This window comes from Fructilactobacillus fructivorans (assembly GCF_000814735.1).
In the GTDB taxonomy this organism is placed as follows: domain Bacteria; phylum Bacillota; class Bacilli; order Lactobacillales; family Lactobacillaceae; genus Fructilactobacillus; species Fructilactobacillus fructivorans.
This window is the reverse complement of sequence record NZ_JOJZ01000019.1, coordinates 96,861-114,563: the sequence shown is the minus strand read 5'-3', so window position 1 is coordinate 114,563 and position 17,703 is coordinate 96,861. Positions and strand designations below refer to the sequence as shown.

Below are 17,703 nucleotides of genomic sequence, written 5' to 3'. Positions count from 1 at the left end.
ATTTATGAGATATTTTGGAACAGACGGAATTAGGGGAGTGGCTAATAAAGAGCTAACTCCTGAATTAGCTTTTCGCGCTGGACGAGCTGGTGGATATGCTTTAACTAAGCATAGTGTGACTGATCATCAACCACGTGTTTTGGTCGCAAGGGACACTCGCATTTCTGGTCAAATGTTGGAAGATGCATTAGTAGCCGGAATGTTATCTGTTGGCATTGAAGTTGTCCAGCTTGGAGTTGTCACAACTCCTGGAGTTGCATACTTGGTGCGTGATCAGAGCGCTGATGCGGGAGTCATGATTACGGCCTCGCATAATCCAGCTGAATTTAACGGCATTAAGTTCTTTGGTGGTGATGGATATAAGTTATCTGATTACATTGAAGCGGACATTGAGAAAATTCTTGAAAGTGATCAAGATGATCTTCCCCGTCCTTCAGCTAAAGGATTAGGAACTGCGACTGAATATAGTGAGGCTTCCCAGAAGTACCTTCACTTCTTGTCTCAAACCATTCCAGATGAATTAAGCGGGATTAAAGTTTCAGTTGATGCTGCTAATGGTGCTACTAGTAATTTAGTTCCACGTTTGTACGCTGACCTTGGGCTTGATTTCAAAACCATGGCCACCTCACCCAATGGATTAAACATTAATGATCACGTTGGTTCCACTCATCCAGAACAATTGCAAAAGATGGTAGTTGAAAATGGTTCACAACTTGGGATTGCCTTTGATGGTGATGGTGATCGTTGTATTGCGGTTGACGAAAAGGGTAATATTGTCGATGGTGACAAGATTATGTATATCTGTGGGAAGTACATGGATGCCAATGGTCGTTTAAAGCATGATACGATTGTGACGACGGTGATGAGTAATCTGGGAATGTATAAAGCCATGGAAGCTAACGGTTTGAATAGTGTCAAAACCAAAGTTGGTGATCGTTACGTCGTTGAAGCAATGAAGGCTAACGGTTATAACCTTGGTGGTGAACAGTCTGGACACGTTGTCTTCCTAGACTTCAATACCACCGGAGATGGAATGTTAACTAGTTTACAACTAATGCACATCATGAAAGATACTGGTAAACCACTTTCTGAACTAGCTGATGAAGTAAAGAAGTATCCGCAAAGTTTAGTGAACGTAAAAGTTTCTGATAAGAAGCATGCCATGGATCATGATGACGTTAAGAAAGCAATTGAGAAAGTTGAAAATGAAATGAACGGGAACGGACGAGTGTTAGTTCGCCCTAGTGGGACTGAACCACTGCTCCGAGTAATGGTTGAAGCTCCTACTCAAGAAGAAAGCGATAAGTATGCTAATGAAATTGCGGACGTCGTTAGAGATGATATGGGAATTGAATAATTTAATGATTAGTCAATAAAAGAGTTAACGAGAGTTAACTCTTTTATTATGTTTAAATTTACGTTAAATTTTTCTTTATCAGTGCTATACCAATTTCAACTTATGTTTGACAAACACTTGTGAAACCATTATCATCAAAGATGTTAAGTATATAAATAAAGTTTAAATACATCTATACCAATTTTAAAGAGAGGTCATTCCCATGTGCGGAATCGTTGGAGTTACAGGCAATAAGAATGCAACATCCATTTTAGTTAATGGATTAGAAAAATTACAATATCGAGGATATGATTCAGCTGGAATCTTTGTGGATAGTAAGGACCACAAAGATTACTTAGTGAAAACCACTGGAAGTATCGACGATTTAAAGAAAAAGATTGGACCAGAAGTTCAGGGTACAGCTGGAATTGGACACACACGATGGGCTACTCACGGTGGCGTTAACATCGATAATGCTCATCCACAGTTTTCAGACGATGACCGTTTCTACTTAGTTCATAATGGTGTGATCGAAAACTATGAACAATTGAAGAAAGAATACTTACCAAACGTTAAGTTTCACAGTCAAACCGATACTGAGGTGGCCGTTCAGTTGGTTGATAAGTTTGTCACTGAAGATGGAATGACTACGAAGGATGCTTTCATTAAGATGCTTTCGCTACTTAAGAATTCTTCTTATGCTTTCATTTTAATGGATCGAGATGATCCCGATACTTTGTATGCCGCTAAAAACAAGAGTCCAATGTTGATCGGTTTGTGTGATGGCTTCAACGTGGTATGTTCTGATTCCATTGCCATGTTAGATGTCACCGACACCTTCTTGGAAGTTGTTGATGGAGACGTTGCCATCGTTAAACCAGATAGTGTAACCGTCTTAGATGAAAAGCGGAAGCCCGCTAAGCGGAATCAGTTCAAGGTTACTATTGATCCAAGTGCTTCTGATAAGGGTACATATCCTTACTACATGCTTAAAGAAATTGATGAACAACCCAACGTGATGAGAAAATTAGTCAAAAAATACTTTGATGCGGATGGAAACATGAACGTCGGTTGTGGTTTAATGGATAACATTCTTGATTCTGATCGTATCTATATCGTTGGTGCTGGTACTAGTTATCACGCTGGTCTGGTTGGAAAAGAATTGATGGAAAAGTACACTGGGATTCCAACTGAAGTACACGTTTCTTCTGAGTTTGCCTATGAAGAACCACTTCTTCCTAAGAAGCCATTCTTTATTTTCCTAACTCAGAGTGGGGAAACGGCTGATAGTCGTGAGGTTCTAGTGAACGTTAACAAGCAGCATTTTCCAAGCTTAACGATCACTAACGTTGCTAATTCAACGTTATCACGTGAAGCAACATATACAATGCTGCTTAATGCTGGTCCTGAAATTTCAGTTGCTTCCACTAAGGCTTATACTGCTCAAATTGCCATTCAAGCTATCTTGGCCAAGGCAGTGGGAATGCGTGGTAATCGTCAAGTTGCCAAAGATTTCGACCTAGGTCGTCAACTAGGATTGGTAGCTACCGGAATGCAATCCATCGTTGAAGAAAAAGATAAGATTGATGAAATTGCTAAAAAGTACTTTGTCAATGCTAAACAGGCTTTCTACATCGGACGGGGTGTTGATTACACCGTTTCCCTTGAAGCTGCCTTAAAGCTAAAGGAAATTTCGTATGTTCATGCTGAAGGATTTGCTTCTGGTGAATTGAAGCATGGAACGATTGCATTGATTGAAAAGGGAACGCCTGTGATCGGTATCATTACGCAAAAGAAGACGGCAGGATTAACCCATAGCAACTTGGAAGAGACCGCTGCACGTGGTGCCAATGCACTTACAATTGTCCGTCAGAGTTTAGCTCAGGATGGTGATACGTTCGTCATTCCCGATGTTGATGAATTGTTAACACCACTGTTAAGTGTTATTCCAGCTCAATTGATTGCTTACTACACTAGTCTGAATAAGGGATTGAACGTTGATCGTCCCCGAAATCTTGCTAAAAGTGTTACAGTTGAATAATTTTAAAAGAAGGAGTTGCTTGTTGGCAACTCCTTCTTTTTTGTAAATAGTATTAAATGAAACTATTTACACTTTGACCATACCTTTACATTTGGGTGTTTTTCTCGTATTATTTTATTATCGTGTCAGTTGTAATTTTGAAATTTAGGAAGTAAACCATGGCTGAAGAAAATTATAAAATCAAAGTACAAAATGTCACTAAAGAGTATGACATGTTCAAGACTCAATCTGACAAATTAAAATCATTTTTTTCATTATCAAAGAAGAATAAAATTCACCATTTCTGGTCTTTGATGGGAATTTCTTTTACCGTTCAACCAGGTGAGGCATTAGGAATCATTGGTGTAAATGGTTCAGGAAAATCAACCATTTCAAACATCATTTCGGGAATCATTCCCCAAACCACGGGACTGGTTGACGTTCGGGGCGATACTTCAATTGTTGCGATTAACGCTGGTTTAAGAAAGAATCTAACCGGTCGGGAAAACATTCGAATGAAATCTTTAATGCAAGGACTTACCAATCGACAGATTGATGACATGATGGATGACATCATTGCCTTTGCCGACATTGGAGACTTTGTTGATCAACCTGTGAAGGACTATTCGAGTGGGATGCGTTCACGGTTGGGATTTTCGATTGCCGTTCACATTAAACCAGACATTTTAATCATTGATGAGGCCTTATCCGTTGGTGATGACACCTTCTATCAGAAGTGTGTTGATAAGATTGATCAGTTCAAAGAAGAGGGCAAGACCATCATCTTTGTTTCCCACTCTCTGAAACAGGTTCGGTTATTATGTGACCGAGTGGCCTGGATTAACTACGGTAAGCTTCGTAAGATTGGACCAATGGAAGAGGTTGTTTCTGAATACCAGAAGTTTATTAAATGGTTTAAATCTTTAAGTAAAAAAGAAAAGAAACAATTTCAGAAAAAAGAAAAAACAATTCAAAAGAACTTTGATATTGATAAGTATCAAAAGGAAGTTACTCAGGAATACGCTGAGTCACATCCCCAAGATCATAATCCTGCTAAAACCATTCACAAACGTTTTTATAGTGAAGTGATGCAGGAGAAGATGCCATGGACCGCTAAGATTCTGACGTGGGTTGTTTTATTTGCGATGGTTTTCTTCTGCTTGGTTAACGTGTCGGGACATCCAACAATGGCGGTGGTAAGACACCCAAGCTATATTGTTAATCCAAGTAAGAAGATGCGTTACCAAAAGAAAGACGGTAAGTCAGTGATGGTTACCAAGCACGAGTATAAGCAACTAGAAAAGCATGCTTGGGGACAACGATAAAAATTTTGCTATTATTCAACCGAATAATAGCATTTTTGTTTAGGAGGATGATCTAAATGGCAATGAAAAGTCATGAAACTTTTACCTTAATTGAAGAAATTACCCGGTTAGATGGAACGAAGTACCTCGAAATCAGTAATATGGTTCAAAACGGACGGGCTGAACTTGCGGCTGAACGGAAGATGATTAAGCAGGTCCGTATTCTACAGTTGAATATTCCGCATTCAGTTCACGTGATTAACTATGAAAATTACATTAATCAAAACTATGAAATGCCAGCGGAGAATTTTGATCACTTTGAGGAGTGGAAACGAACGCCAGAAATGGACCAAGAAGTTCAGATGATCCTAAAGGAAAATCACATTGGCTAGCAAGTTAACTTTTGTGAATTAAATCGTTAGTTTTTGTTATCACTCAAGGGCAAATATGGCATAATAAGTGTGGATAATATTTGGAGGCGTTAGTAATGACTGAAAAATTTTTAATTGGAACTTATACCCAAAAGACAAGTAAGGGTGTTTATCAAATTGAATTAGATACCGATCAAAAACAATTAGAGAACGCCCAGTTGATCGCCAAGATCAGCTGCCCAACCTACGTTGTTGAATCAGATGATCATAAAATTTATGCCATTGATCGAAATCAGGATGAATCTGAAACTCGTGGCGGTTTAGCTGTATTTGATGGAAGTACGATGCCAGCTAAATTGATGCAAGAAGACATTGAAGTGGGTCCTTCTCCAGCTTACATTACCGTCGATGAAGGACGAAAGATGGTTTATACTGCTAACTATCATACTGGTAACGTCATTGCATATCACATTGAAGCCGACGGAACGGTTAAGGAATCCCAACGAATTCATGACGATGGGATGACCGGTCCTCTTCCAGAGCAACAAAGTGGTCCTCATCCACATTATGCTGATCTGACTCCTGATGATCGACTCGTGATTTGTGACTTGGGATTGGACCGGGTCTACCTAGATGATGTTTCTGATGAAGGTGAAATTACCCCAGTTAGTGAAGTTCAACTCTCACCTGGATTTGGACCTCGTCACATTGCCTTTGTTGAGTCAGCGGGTAAGGCATACTTGATTGGAGAATTAAGTAGCAAGATTGCCGTCTTAGATTACAACGAAGAAGCTGGGATCTTTACCGTTCAACAAGTGGTTAAGACCATCCCAAATGATTATAAGGATCAAAATGGTGGAGCTGCTATCCGGGTTTCAAACGATGATAAGTACGTATATGTATCTAATCGAGGCCATGATTCCCTTGCCGTCTTTAAGATTTTAGATGATGGGGATTTGGAACGTATCCAGATTATTTCAACTGAAGGTGAGTTTCCCCGTGATTTTAATTTTAATTCCGATCAATCATTTCTGATTGTGGTTAATCAAAATACTAATAACGCTACTTTATACGAACGTAATCCTGAAACGGGTAAGTTAACGATGGTGCAAAAAGATTTTGCAGTTCCTGAAGGAACCTGCGTGGCACCCCGCAAATAGTTAATTTAGTTAAAAGTTAATGCTATCAGGGCATTAACTTTTTTCATTCCATTAACAAATTGATATAATTGGACTAAACAGGTGGGGTGAGAATTTTGATTAAATTAATTGTGACTGATATGAATAAAACGTTCTTAAACGAAGCTAATCGTTATGACGAGATCAAGTTTGCGAAGACGTTTCAAAAAATGAAACAGCAAAACGTTAATTTCGCTGTTGCTAGTGGTGGTCCAAACGATAAATTACAAAACCTGTTTATTGATTATCAAGATCAGATGGATTTTATTTCGCAAAATGGTTCCGTGATTTACCGTGGGAGTGACCTAGTTCATGCTGAATCATTAAGTGATGACCAAATTAAGCAAACTTTGAAAATGTTGTATGATGATTTTGGCCCTGACATTGTGGGTGTTAATGTTTCAGGACTTAAGCATACTTACGTTGACAAAAAATTACCTGAGAAAATGTATCAGTTAATGAAGCAATACTACAGTAATACTGTTCGTGTCGATGACTTAGCTGATATTTCCAGTGCCAGCACGAATGATCAACTAGTTAAAGTCGGAGTGACCTTCAAACAAGGCGAGAATGTCATGCGGAAAGTCCACGAAATGCGACAAATGCTTCCTAATGGACTAGAAAGTCTAAGCTCAGGATTTAACACAGACTTAATTGGGACTCAGGGAGTTGATAAAGCAACCGGGGTTCGTTATCTGATGAAAAAATATGATGCTAACCCGGAAGAAGTGGTTACCTTTGGTGATAACGAGAATGACCTAGGGATGCTTCGGTTAACGCCCAATAGTTATGCCATGAAAAATGGAATTGCGGAAGCTAAAGATAACGCTGGTCATGTTACTGAGTTTGATAATCGACATGATGGAGTTTTACGGACGATTGATAACATTTTAGATAACCAGTAGTTTAAATTAGTAATATAATGATATTATAAATAAACGTGAGGCGATTAGGATGAACAATGAAGAATTGAATAACATCGTTGAGGGCCGGTTGGATAAATACTTTGAAAAGTATCCCAGTACTCCAAACGTTGAAATGTACAAGATTGAATTAAAACAATCAATTGTTAAAGACGCACTAGCTAAGATTTCAGATGAAGTTACCATTAATGATGCGATCAACCAAGCCTTTTCTGATTTTGGGGATATTGATCACGCCATTAATCAAGTCATTTTTAAAGACCATGGTATTAAAGACTAATTAAGATGAGCCGAGAAGGCTTTTTTTATTGGAATGCATATGATATAATTTTCATATGATGTAAAATACATATGTAGGAGGAACCATGAATAATAAGATTAGTACGAAAAAATTAGCTGAAGTTCACGAGTTATTTAAGTTATTAAGTAATCCAACCCGGATCCAGATGTTGGTATTATTAGAGGATCACCCCATGAATGTTGGTCAAATCAGTGATGAACTTAAAATTGAACAGTCGGCGGCTTCACATCAATTGGCCATGCTCAAAAAGCACCAATTGGTTAGTAATGTCCGGGATGGCAAGTCAATTTACTATGAGCTTGATGATCCACACATTATGGATATCGTAAACGAGGGTCTAGCTCATTCCGATCACGTGGTAAGAGGAGTAAAACATGGAAACTAAAAGGGTGGTTGGATATGGTATTATTGTGGAACTAGTAGCAATTGCTTGGATGATAGTAGAATTCTCGGTTGGATTTAGAGCCGGGATTGATGCTCATTCGGTAGTATTGATCGTGTTTGGTCTTGACAGTTTAATGGAAATTGTGGCTGGAATAGTGTTGTTAGTGCGATTAGGCGTCGAATTTGATGGATCCAAAATGGATATTAATCGGTTAGATCGGATTTCAACCAAAATTGTGAGTATTATTTTATTACTTTTATGTGGCTACATCTTGATTACTTCTGGATACAATTTGTTTCAGCATGAAGGGGCTGATTCCAGTCTGATGGGGATGGTCATTTCAATCATGTCACTAATTATCATGCCATTCATTGCCTATGCCAAATACTGGATTGGAAAAGTGATTGGTTCTGATGCTCTAATTCAGGATGCCATGTGTAGTGTGACCTGTGCCTATCTAGCTGGAACAGTTTTGGTTGGAGTTCTAATTAATTATTTCTTTCATATCTGGTGGATCGATTCAGTCGCCGCAATTCTAATTGTTTTCATTATCGGGAAAGAGGCATTAGAATGTTTTGTAGATGACTAATCTTGACAAGTAATATTATAGAACTATAATAATAATTGTATAAAGTTTAGTTGTACAAAACTGAAAAGACGAGGTGTTAAGTATGAGTGAAAACAATTATCAATTTGATGTATTGTATTTAGGAAGCGGACACGGTGCTTTTAACGGTGCTATTCCACTGGCCTTAAAGGGTAAAAAAGCTGGCATTATTGAAGTTGGCAAAATTGGTGGAACCTGCCCTAACAGAGGTTGTAACGCTAAGATTGCCTTAGACTTCCCAGTTAAGATGAAAAAAGACGTTGATAACTTTCAAGGTCATGGCTTAGATGGTACTCCTAAGATTAATTGGGCAGACAACGTTAAGCATGAAAAAGAAGTTATCAGTCAATTACCTGGTGGAATTGAACAAGGCTTAAAGAGTGTTGGAATTGACGTTATCCATGGATATGGAAAAATTGTTGATGCACATACAATCGAAGTTAATGGTACTAAATATACCGCTGACAAGCTTGTTGTAGCCACTGGTGCTCATTACCACAAGATTGATATTCCTGGTGCTGATTTAGCAAATGATGGAACTGATTTCTTGAACCTCGAAAAACAACCAGACCGCATGACAGTTATCGGTGGTGGATACATTGCGATTGAATTTGCAACCATCGCTGCTAATGCTGGCACTAAAGTTACGATCTTATTGCACCATGACAAAGCTTTAAGAAAGTTCTACCAACCATTTGTTGAAGACTTACTTAAAGATCTTGAAGCTCAAGGTGTTCAAGTTGTTCGTGACGTAAATCCAGAATCAATTGAAAAATCTGGTGACAGCTTTGTTGTTAAGACTAACAAAGATGACTACGATGCTGATTGGATTCTTGATGCAACTGGACGTGATCCAAACGTTGAAGGCTTTGGCCTTAAAGAAGTTGGCGTTGATTACGACAAGAACGGAATCAAAGTTGACGATCACCTTCAAACTTCAGTTGACAGTATCTATGCTGCCGGTGATGTTCTTGACAAGAAGGTTGGTAAGTTAACTCCAACTGCCATCTATGAATCAATGTACTTGACCAAGTTATTTACTGGTGCAACTACTGACCCAATCGAATATCCTGCTGTTCCAAGTGCCGTCTTTGCTTCACCACGAATCGCTGAAATTGGTGTTAGTGTTGATGAAGCTAAAGCTAACCCCGACAAGTATGATGTTAAAGAATCAGATCTCTCGACTGATTGGTTCAGATTTGCTATGCAAGAAAACAAGGGTCAGACCATTGCTGTTACCGATAAGCAAGGTTACCTGGTAGGTGCAACTGAAATCAGTTCTGAAGCTGATAATGTGATTAGCATCTTAGCTCCATTTATTGAGTACCATATCTCACCTGAAAAGATGAGTAACTTGATTCCATTGTTCCCAACCTTGGGTTCTGAAACTTTGAATCATCTATAAAATAAAATACGCAAAATAAAAAGTTCGCCGATTGGCGAACTTTTTTTTGTGTCTAATTATTAATTATTTGAGAAATTCAGGCTTTTTAAAGTCTGGATCAGGGTAGGTGTAGAATCCCTTACCTGATTCTCGACCGATCTTACCTTGGTCAATCATTGTCTTGAATTTTTCGGAGGCCTTCTTAACTTCTGGATTAGTTGACATTTTAGTGATGTCGTACATGGTCTTCATTCCAATGCTATCCATGATAGCGAATGGACCAAGTGGGGCACCGGTTCCGATCATCCATGCTCGGTCAATGGTTTCAGGATCAGAAACGCCGTTGTTCCAGAGAACGAGGGCATCTGACAAGAAGGGTACTAAGAGTGAATTTAAGAGGTAACCCGGTTGTTCCTTGTTGACTAAGATGGGGACCATTCCGATTTCGCGTGAAAATTGTTCCATTTCCTTTGGAAGATCTTTACTAGTCTTTGACTGGGACATGATCTCAGCGGTGTTGTTCTTCCAGATGGAGTTAGCGAAGTGATAACCCAAGTATTTTTCAGGGCGACCAGTTGCATCAGCAAACTCTGATGGGAGTAAGGTCGATGTGTTGGTAACGATGACTGTGTCCGGATCAGCTAAATCACTGAACTTCTTGTAAAAATCATTTTTAACATCTGGGTCTTCAGAAAGAGCTTCGACTACTAAGTCGGCGCCCTTAAGTGCGGCCTTTAAATCAGTGGTGTAATGAAGATGTGCTTCGGCATCTTTAACTTGTTGATCAGTAGCACCAATATCTTTTTTTACGGCTTCTTCCCAACGAGCAACTCGAGCCTTGGCACGATCTAGTGATCCGTCAGAGCGGCCCCAGATAGTAGTATTTTTTCCATGAAAAGCTGACATGAAGGCAATTTGTGATCCTAAAGTTCCTCCACCGACAACTACAACGTTATTGAATGTCATTGTGAATTCCTCCTGTGTTCTTATTTATTGCTTAAATCTATTTTATGCTTATGAAAGCGCTTAATCAACTTTATTTGTTTGCTGGAAACGGTAATGGTTGCACGTCCAGCAAATTTAGTTAAAATATTAACTAAAATCTTAATGGAGGCAAGGAAATGAATAAAGTCAGAAAAGTCACAATCAATGATGTTAATGAACTTCAGAATATTAGTCGTGAGACGTTTGCGGATACATTTGGTGCTGAGAACAAGCCGGAGAATCTGAACCAATATTTGGATAATGCATATGATACCGAAAAATTACAACAAGAGATTGCGAATCCAAATTCCGAATTTTATTTTGCGTACGTTGATGGTCAGCTAGCTGGTTACTTGAAATTAAACGTAGGAAGCGCTCAATCGGAGAAGATGGGTGACGATTACTTGGAAGTTCAACGAATTTATCTGAAAAAGAACTTTAAGCGTCACGGCTTAGGAACGGAATTGATGAACCTAGCCGTTCAAAGAGCACAAGCCTACGGCAAGCCCAAAATTTGGTTGGGTGTATGGGAACACAATGATGGTGGCTTAAAGTTTTACCAAAAAATGGGATTTAAGCAAATTAGTGATCATGTTTTCCAACTTGGCAGAAGTTCACAACGTGATTTGATAATGGAGAAGCCAATTAGTGTTAACATTAAGTAAGTAGTTAACGATTTTAATTGGAAAGTTGGTTCTTTAATTGTTATTTAATGGGATTTTTCTCTTAATTGCTAGTGTGATTGCTGGGACATTGAGCAGTGTAGTTGGAATGGCAAGCGTGATTTTGTATCCGGCCCTTTTGTTTGTAGGGTTGCCACCAATTATGGCTAACGTCACGATTACAGTGGGAATCATTTTTAGTGGAACGAGTGCCGTTCTTTCATCAAAGCGAGAACTAAAGGGACAAGGTTCGGTTACCTTGCACGTCATGGCGTTTGCAGTAATTGGTGCTATTATTGGATCGATTATCTTGTTACATAGTTCCAATAAGAGCTTTCAAGATGTAGCTCCGTTTGTCATTTTACTTTCAGGGGTGTTAATGCTGATTCCAAAGAAGCAGTCCGCTTACGTTCATGAGAGTGTTTCCAAAACTGCTAGTGCGATTGCAGCCATTGCCATTGTAGTGGTCGGAATTTACGTTGGTTATTTTGGTGCTGGCGGTGGAGTTTTAATGGCAGCAATTTTGATTCGAATCATTGATGCTCCTTATGCCATCTGTAATGCGGTCCGAAATGTATCGACATTAACCATGAATGCCGTTTCAGCGCTCATTTTTATTTTCACGACGCCGATTAGTTGGAGTGCCTTGGTTGTTCTTGCCGTTGGTCTGTTCATCGGTGGATATATCGGACCAATCATTGTACGAGTCATCCCATCAGCCATTATGAAATATTCGGTTGCAATTGGTGCCATCATTCTGGCGGCCTTCTTAGCTTATCAGGCCTATTTTTAAAAGTATGAGGAAAACATAATGTTGAAATTAATTTTTTTAGTGGTGGCAGGAGTTATCAGTGGGGTACTAGAAAGTACGGTTGGATTAGCTAGTTTAGTTGCTTATCCAGCAATGTTACTTGCTGGTTTTGCTCCCATTGTAGCGAACGTAACCAACACCGTTGGATTTGCGTTTAGTGATTCTAGTGCCATTTTGGCATCTCAAAAGGAACTAAAAGGACAGAGTAAAATCATCATGAAGGTGATTGTCTTTGCGGGGATCGGAACGATCATTGGTTCCCTCATCCTGCTTAATAGTTCCAACAAAAGTTTTGAAAATGTGGCTCCAATCATCATTATGATTTCAGGAATTTTGATGTTATTGCCAAAAAGTCAACGGCAACTGACTGAGACCCACATGACGTGGTTCGGAAAGATCATCACAGCAATTGCTTTGGTACTGGTTGGGATGTACCTAGGTTACTTCGGAGCTGGTGGTGGAGTGATGCTCATTGCGATTTTACTTCGAGCCGTCAACCAACCATATGCTATCTGTAATGCCATTCGAAACTTTGTTTCGTTAATTTTGAACTGGATTTCAGCTGTGATCTTCATGTTTACGATGCCAATTAACTGGGTGGCTTTAATTGCGATTACAATTGGACTTCTGGTTGGTGGCTACATTGGTCCGTCGATTGTGCGTCATATTCCATCTAAGATTATGAAGTATGGAGTTGGAATTGGTGCGGTAGTATTAGCAATTTGTTTAGGAATTAAAACTTATTAATAGAATAAGGAGAAATGGAAAGTTTGATTTTAAAGTATGTTTTGTTGATTATTGCAGGAATCTTCAGTGGAATTATGGGAACTGCTGTTGGTCTAGCTAGTGTAATTTCTTACCCGTCCATGCTAGCCGCTGGACTGTCTCCCATCGTAGCAAGTGTGACTAACATTGTCGGGTTTGCTTTTAGCAATATGAGTGCGGTAGCATCGTCACAAAGGGAACTTAAGGGCCGGGGAAAGACAATCCTTAAAGTAGTTATCTTTGCTGGACTTGGATCAGCGATTGGGTCGCTAATTCTACTCAAGAGTTCCAATAAAAGTTTTGCTGACATTGCTCCCGTGGTTATCATGCTTTCGGGACTATTAATTATGTGGCCCAAGAGTAAGAAACAGCAGACGGAAACTCACCTTAGTCTGTGGGGGAAGGCACTAACAGCAATTGCATTAACGGTAGTAGGAATGTATTTAGGCTACTTTGGAGCTGGTGGTGGTATCCTCATCATGGCTATTTTACTTCGAGCTCTTAACGAATCATATGCGGTTGATAATGCAATTCGAAATGTGATGTCCTTGGTCATGAATTGGATTTCAGCTATTATCTTTATTTTTACGATTCAAATTAACTGGCCCGTTTTAATTACTTTAACCATTGGACTAATCATTGGTGGCTACATTGGACCAGCAATTGTACGTCACATTCCATCTAATATTATGAAGTATGGTGTCGGAATTTTAGCCATTTTACTAGCTATTTATCTTGGCATTAAAACCTATTAATGATGTTGCAACGAGTCCTTGGTTATGGTATTTTTAAAGCAGATAAAATACGACGATAAAGAGGACGAGTACCATTAATTACTTTTTCAGCGAGTCGAAGATAGTGGGAGTTCGGTAAAGGATTAATGTGAAAAACACCTTGAGTTTTCAGTTTGAACTAAGTAGGACTGACGGTTACAATCCGTTATCATTGTTCGAGTTGGTTTATGTAATATAAACAAGATGGGTGGTACCGCGATGACTTCGTCCCTTTGTGAGATGAAGTCTTTTTTTATTGTTTAAAGAAGGGTGATAAGAATGAAAAACGTGTTAGCAAAAGATCTTTATACTAAGAAACGGGACTTTGGAGACGAATCAGTTGTCCTAACGGGATGGATTCGGACCATTCGTAATTCTAAAAAAATTGCCTTTATTGAGGTAAATGATGGATCGTATATCAAAAACGTTCAGGTGATTGTCAAAAGTGATCTGGATAACTTTGATGACGTAATTAAGCTTCCAATTAGTTCAACTTTAAAGGTAACTGGAAAACTAATTGAGACCCCAGATGCACAACAACCATTTGAGATTCATGCCGAAAAGGTTGATATCGAAGGGGTGTCTGACTTAGATTACCCACTGCAAAAGAAGAAGCAATCCCTTGAATATCTTCGTTCTATTGCTCACTTACGTCCCAGAACCAACACGTTCTATGCCGTATTCAAGATTCGTTCACTAGCAGCTTTTGCTATTCATCAATATCTGCAAAACCGTGGCTTTGTGTATGTAAACACACCAATTGTCACTAGTAGTGATACTGAGGGTGCTGGTGAGATGTTTCAGATCACTAGTTTAGATCAGAATGACCTCCCGAAGGATGCAAATGGTAAGGTTGATTATTCAAAAGACTTTTTTGGTCAAGAAACCAATTTGACCGTTAGTGGACAGCTTCCGGTTGAGGCATTTGCGTTGGCCTTCCGAAATGTTTACACCTTTGGTCCTACCTTTAGGGCTGAGAACTCACACACTAAGCGTCATGCTGCGGAGTTTTGGATGATTGAACCTGAAATGGCATTTGCCGACCTAGATGACATTATTGCCACTTCTGAAGACATGTTGAAGTATGTAATTAATTATTTGTTGAAAAATGCGTCAGAAGATCTGCAGTTTTTAAATGATAATGTTGATGACAATTTAATCAAATTGCTTCAAACCACTGTCAATGAAAAGTTTGCTCGTATTACCTATACGGAAGCCATTGATCTCCTTGAAAAGGCTGACGTTGACTTTAAATATCCAGTTAAATGGGGAATTGATTTAAAGGCCGAGCATGAACGTTACCTTTCAGAAAAAGTCTTTGGTAATCCAGTCTTTGTTACCGACTATCCACGTAACATTAAGGCCTTCTACATGCGAGATAATGATGATGGAAAGACCGTTGCCGCTTCCGATCTCTTGGTTCCACGAATTGGGGAATTGATTGGTGGAAGTCAACGGGAAGAACGTGAGAAAGAGTTGGCTGATAAGATGGATGAGTTCCACTTGTCAAGGGACGAATATGAATGGTACTTAGAGCTTAGAAAGTATGGCGGTACCAAACATTCTGGTTTTGGAATTGGGTTTGAACGTTTACTGATGTATGTGACCGGAATGGATAATATTCGGGACGTTATTCCTTATCCAAGAACGCAAGGTAGCATTAAATTTTAGATTTACATTAATCCACGAGAAATCGTGGACTTTTTTTGTGACAATTTGTAACAATTCAAATCAAAAAATGATAATCTATAACTAGCTATTAAATTAGCACAAATCGAAAAGGGAGCGCTTTATATGGCAAAAAGTAATGGACTTAGTAGATTAGAAAGATTTTGGTTTATCACCATTATGTTAATTGGAACTTTCACAATGTCAATCAGCCAATCATCGTTATCAACGGCTTATCCGACATTAATGAATTATTTCAATATTTCAGCATCATCGGTTCAATGGTTAACGACTGGTTTTATGATTATCATGTGTATTATGATGCCTATCAGTCCTTGGTTATTGAATAACATGAGTTTTAAGAAACTCTTTATGGGCGTGTTGCTGATGTTTGATTTGGGAACTTTAATCATTTTAATCAGTAATAGCTTCGCGTGGGTGCTTTTTGGAAGAGCACTAGAAGCCATCGCAGTTGGTATTTTGTTTCCATCGTATCAAACGGTCTTGCTTAATATCACCCCAGAGGATGATCGGGGAACGATCATGGGAGTTGCTGGACTGGTTATGGGTTCAGCACTTGCTTGTGGACCAATCATCTCTGGAATCGTTTTAAGATTTACAACTTGGCGGGGTTTGTTTGACGTCTTTATTGTCATCATTACCGCGGTTTTCTTGATTTCTTTCTTTGTTATGAAAGATGTAATGCCAAGGATTAAGTCCAAATTGGATTGGATTTCAATCATTTATTCATTTGGTTTGATTGGAATTTTGTATGTAATTAGTGAAATTGCTAAACCGAACAACAACTACGGATTATTACTACTGATTCTAGCCATCAGCATCATCTTAATTGCATTGTTTGTCGTTCGTCAGTTTAGAATCAGTAATCCATTGTTAAACTTAAACGTTTTAAAGACCTTTAACTATGATTTGGCGGTTCTTCTGACGGGTTTCTCTTACATTTCATTAATTGTGGTTACGATTATTTTTCCACTGTATTACCAGCAAGTACTTAATGTGTCACCGTTTATTTCCGGGATGGCATTAGTTCCTGGAGCTGTTTTCCTAAGTATCTTGAACCCAATTACAGGTACCATTGTTGATAAAATTGGATTTAAGCCAGTTATGTTAACAGGAATGATTATGATTGTGCTTGGCTGGGCGGTCTTAGCCTTCTTCCCAATCTACAACATTTGGGCAATGATGATTATTGCCATGTTGATTGAAGGTGGCAATGCCTTTGTTATGATGCCTGCTGTTACTCTAGGTGCTGATTCACTTCCAGAAGATTTGATTTCTTACGGAACGGCCCTAATCACTACGGTTAGACAAGTGCTTGGATCAACCGGAGTAGCGGTTGCTACGATTGTATTAGTTAGAGCCACTGGTTTCTTCAAACTCAGCATGCCGGCAATGCCAGCACAAGTTAATGGATTTCACATTGTTTACTGGGTCTTCTTAGTAATTGCGGTAGTTGGATTAATCTTCGCTGTTATGATTAGAACCCCTAAAAAGGATCAAAAATAAATCGAAAAGTAAAAGGGATGGAAATTATATAATTTCCATCCCTTTTTATTTCGCCAAAGAGACACTATGGTCTGTAATTAATGGTTTTGAAATCATGTTGTAACCGTTTGGTAGTAATCGCCACCTACCATAGAAAGTGTGAGGAGATTGTAAATAAAGACACAAGGATTACATAAAGAAAGAGGCTAGAGTATGTTTATAAAATTAGTTAAAGGAGTCGCAGTTTCAGTTGCAGCACTTGGGATGTTTGGCGTTATTAATATGAGTGCCAATCAAACGCAAGCATCCGCAAGTAAAGTCCATTTTTCAAATGTTAAGAGAGTAGCAACAAATGAACTTGGCAAACCATATTCATATGGTGCAGTTGGACCTAACAGTTTTGACTGTTCTGGATTCACACAATATGTCATGAAAAACGGTGCTAACCGTAATATTGTAAGAACTGCTCAAGCACAATATGACAGTTATAAGCATGTTAAGAAAAGCAAAATCAAGAAGGGTGATTTAGTCTTCTTTGGTTCAAGTAAGAGTGACATCTATCACGTTGGGATTGCTCTAAACAAACACCAAATGATTGATGCGCAAAATCGTGGAGTTATCATCGAACCAATTCACGCCCCATGGTGGAACTTAGTCGGAGCATCTCGCCCAGTTTCATTTGCTAAAAAAACAGTTAAAAGTCCCGTTAGGTTTTAATGAGCCTG

General features: G+C 38.9%; 18 protein-coding genes and 1 other annotated feature. Of the genes, 17 read left to right on the top strand and 1 reads right to left on the bottom strand.

What is annotated here, in order from left to right; all coding sequences use genetic code 11:
- Positions 1-4: 4 nt before the first annotated feature.
- From glmM to LfDm3_RS04270, 10 genes are all read left to right on the top strand, one after another.
- Complete coding sequence (gene glmM, locus LfDm3_RS04315) at positions 5-1,357, top strand: phosphoglucosamine mutase (RefSeq protein WP_039144424.1); 1,353 nt, start codon at positions 5-7, stop codon at positions 1,355-1,357.
- A gap of 202 nt (positions 1,358-1,559) precedes the next feature.
- Positions 1,560-3,377, top strand: a complete 1,818-nt coding sequence (gene glmS, locus LfDm3_RS04310; protein WP_039144420.1) for a glutamine--fructose-6-phosphate transaminase (isomerizing) — start codon at positions 1,560-1,562, stop codon at positions 3,375-3,377.
- A gap of 158 nt (positions 3,378-3,535) precedes the next feature.
- The gene (locus LfDm3_RS04305; protein ID WP_082019967.1) at positions 3,536-4,681 is read left to right on the top strand and encodes an ABC transporter ATP-binding protein; all 1,146 of its coding nucleotides are present in this window, start codon (positions 3,536-3,538) and stop codon (positions 4,679-4,681) included.
- Positions 4,682-4,737: 56 nt separating this feature from the next.
- Positions 4,738-5,052: a hypothetical protein gene (locus tag LfDm3_RS04300; protein WP_010021900.1), complete on the top strand. Its 315-nt coding sequence runs from the start codon at positions 4,738-4,740 to the stop codon at positions 5,050-5,052.
- A gap of 95 nt (positions 5,053-5,147) precedes the next feature.
- Positions 5,148-6,191 (top strand): lactonase family protein, encoded by a 1,044-nt coding sequence (locus tag LfDm3_RS04295; RefSeq protein WP_039144416.1) that lies wholly within the window; start codon positions 5,148-5,150, stop codon positions 6,189-6,191.
- 95 nt (positions 6,192-6,286) lie between these two features.
- The gene (locus tag LfDm3_RS04290; RefSeq protein WP_052236611.1) at positions 6,287-7,114 is read left to right on the top strand and encodes an HAD-IIB family hydrolase; all 828 of its coding nucleotides are present in this window, start codon (positions 6,287-6,289) and stop codon (positions 7,112-7,114) included.
- 49 nt (positions 7,115-7,163) lie between these two features.
- The gene (locus tag LfDm3_RS04285; protein ID WP_039144413.1) at positions 7,164-7,412 is read left to right on the top strand and encodes a hypothetical protein; all 249 of its coding nucleotides are present in this window, start codon (positions 7,164-7,166) and stop codon (positions 7,410-7,412) included.
- Between the two features lie 85 nt (positions 7,413-7,497).
- Complete coding sequence (locus LfDm3_RS04280) at positions 7,498-7,818, top strand: ArsR/SmtB family transcription factor (protein WP_039144410.1); 321 nt, start codon at positions 7,498-7,500, stop codon at positions 7,816-7,818.
- A complete protein-coding gene (locus LfDm3_RS04275; protein WP_039144408.1) occupies positions 7,808-8,407 on the top strand; it encodes a cation transporter in 600 nt (199 codons plus the stop codon). Before LfDm3_RS04280 ends, LfDm3_RS04275 begins: the two co-directional genes overlap by 11 nt.
- Before the next feature lie 82 nt (positions 8,408-8,489).
- On the top strand, positions 8,490-9,830 hold the full coding sequence (locus tag LfDm3_RS04270; protein WP_039144405.1) for a dihydrolipoyl dehydrogenase family protein: 1,341 nt from the start codon (positions 8,490-8,492) through the stop codon (positions 9,828-9,830).
- A gap of 63 nt (positions 9,831-9,893) precedes the next feature.
- On the opposite strand, the gene LfDm3_RS04265 is transcribed toward LfDm3_RS04270, so the two are convergent.
- Complete coding sequence (locus LfDm3_RS04265; protein WP_010021908.1) at positions 9,894-10,775, bottom strand: 3-hydroxyacyl-CoA dehydrogenase; 882 nt, start codon at positions 10,773-10,775, stop codon at positions 9,894-9,896.
- Positions 10,776-10,930: 155 nt separating this feature from the next.
- On the opposite strand from LfDm3_RS04265, the gene LfDm3_RS04260 reads away from it, so the two are divergent.
- From LfDm3_RS04260 to LfDm3_RS04230, 7 genes are all read left to right on the top strand, one after another.
- Positions 10,931-11,458, top strand: a complete 528-nt coding sequence (locus LfDm3_RS04260) for a GNAT family N-acetyltransferase (RefSeq protein ID WP_039144404.1) — start codon at positions 10,931-10,933, stop codon at positions 11,456-11,458.
- A 37-nt stretch (positions 11,459-11,495) separates the two neighbouring features.
- On the top strand, positions 11,496-12,248 hold the full coding sequence (locus LfDm3_RS04255) for a sulfite exporter TauE/SafE family protein (RefSeq protein ID WP_010021910.1): 753 nt from the start codon (positions 11,496-11,498) through the stop codon (positions 12,246-12,248).
- Positions 12,249-12,266: 18 nt separating this feature from the next.
- Positions 12,267-13,013, top strand: coding sequence for a sulfite exporter TauE/SafE family protein (locus LfDm3_RS04250; protein ID WP_010021911.1), 747 nt, complete (start codon positions 12,267-12,269; stop codon positions 13,011-13,013).
- Positions 13,014-13,027: 14 nt separating this feature from the next.
- On the top strand, positions 13,028-13,786 hold the full coding sequence (locus LfDm3_RS04245; RefSeq protein WP_225349320.1) for a sulfite exporter TauE/SafE family protein: 759 nt from the start codon (positions 13,028-13,030) through the stop codon (positions 13,784-13,786).
- A gap of 46 nt (positions 13,787-13,832) precedes the next feature.
- Positions 13,833-14,040, top strand: a binding site (T-box leader).
- A 43-nt stretch (positions 14,041-14,083) separates the two neighbouring features.
- Entirely contained in the window at positions 14,084-15,475 is a 1,392-nt protein-coding gene (asnS, locus tag LfDm3_RS04240; protein WP_039144401.1) for an asparagine--tRNA ligase, read from the top strand.
- 123 nt (positions 15,476-15,598) lie between these two features.
- Positions 15,599-16,999: a DHA2 family efflux MFS transporter permease subunit gene (locus tag LfDm3_RS04235; protein ID WP_039144398.1), complete on the top strand. Its 1,401-nt coding sequence runs from the start codon at positions 15,599-15,601 to the stop codon at positions 16,997-16,999.
- 192 nt (positions 17,000-17,191) lie between these two features.
- Positions 17,192-17,695 carry a C40 family peptidase gene (locus LfDm3_RS04230; RefSeq protein WP_039144395.1) on the top strand — a complete coding sequence of 168 codons (504 nt, stop codon included), beginning with the start codon at positions 17,192-17,194 and terminating at the stop codon, positions 17,693-17,695.
- The last annotated feature ends 8 nt before the right edge of the window (positions 17,696-17,703 follow it).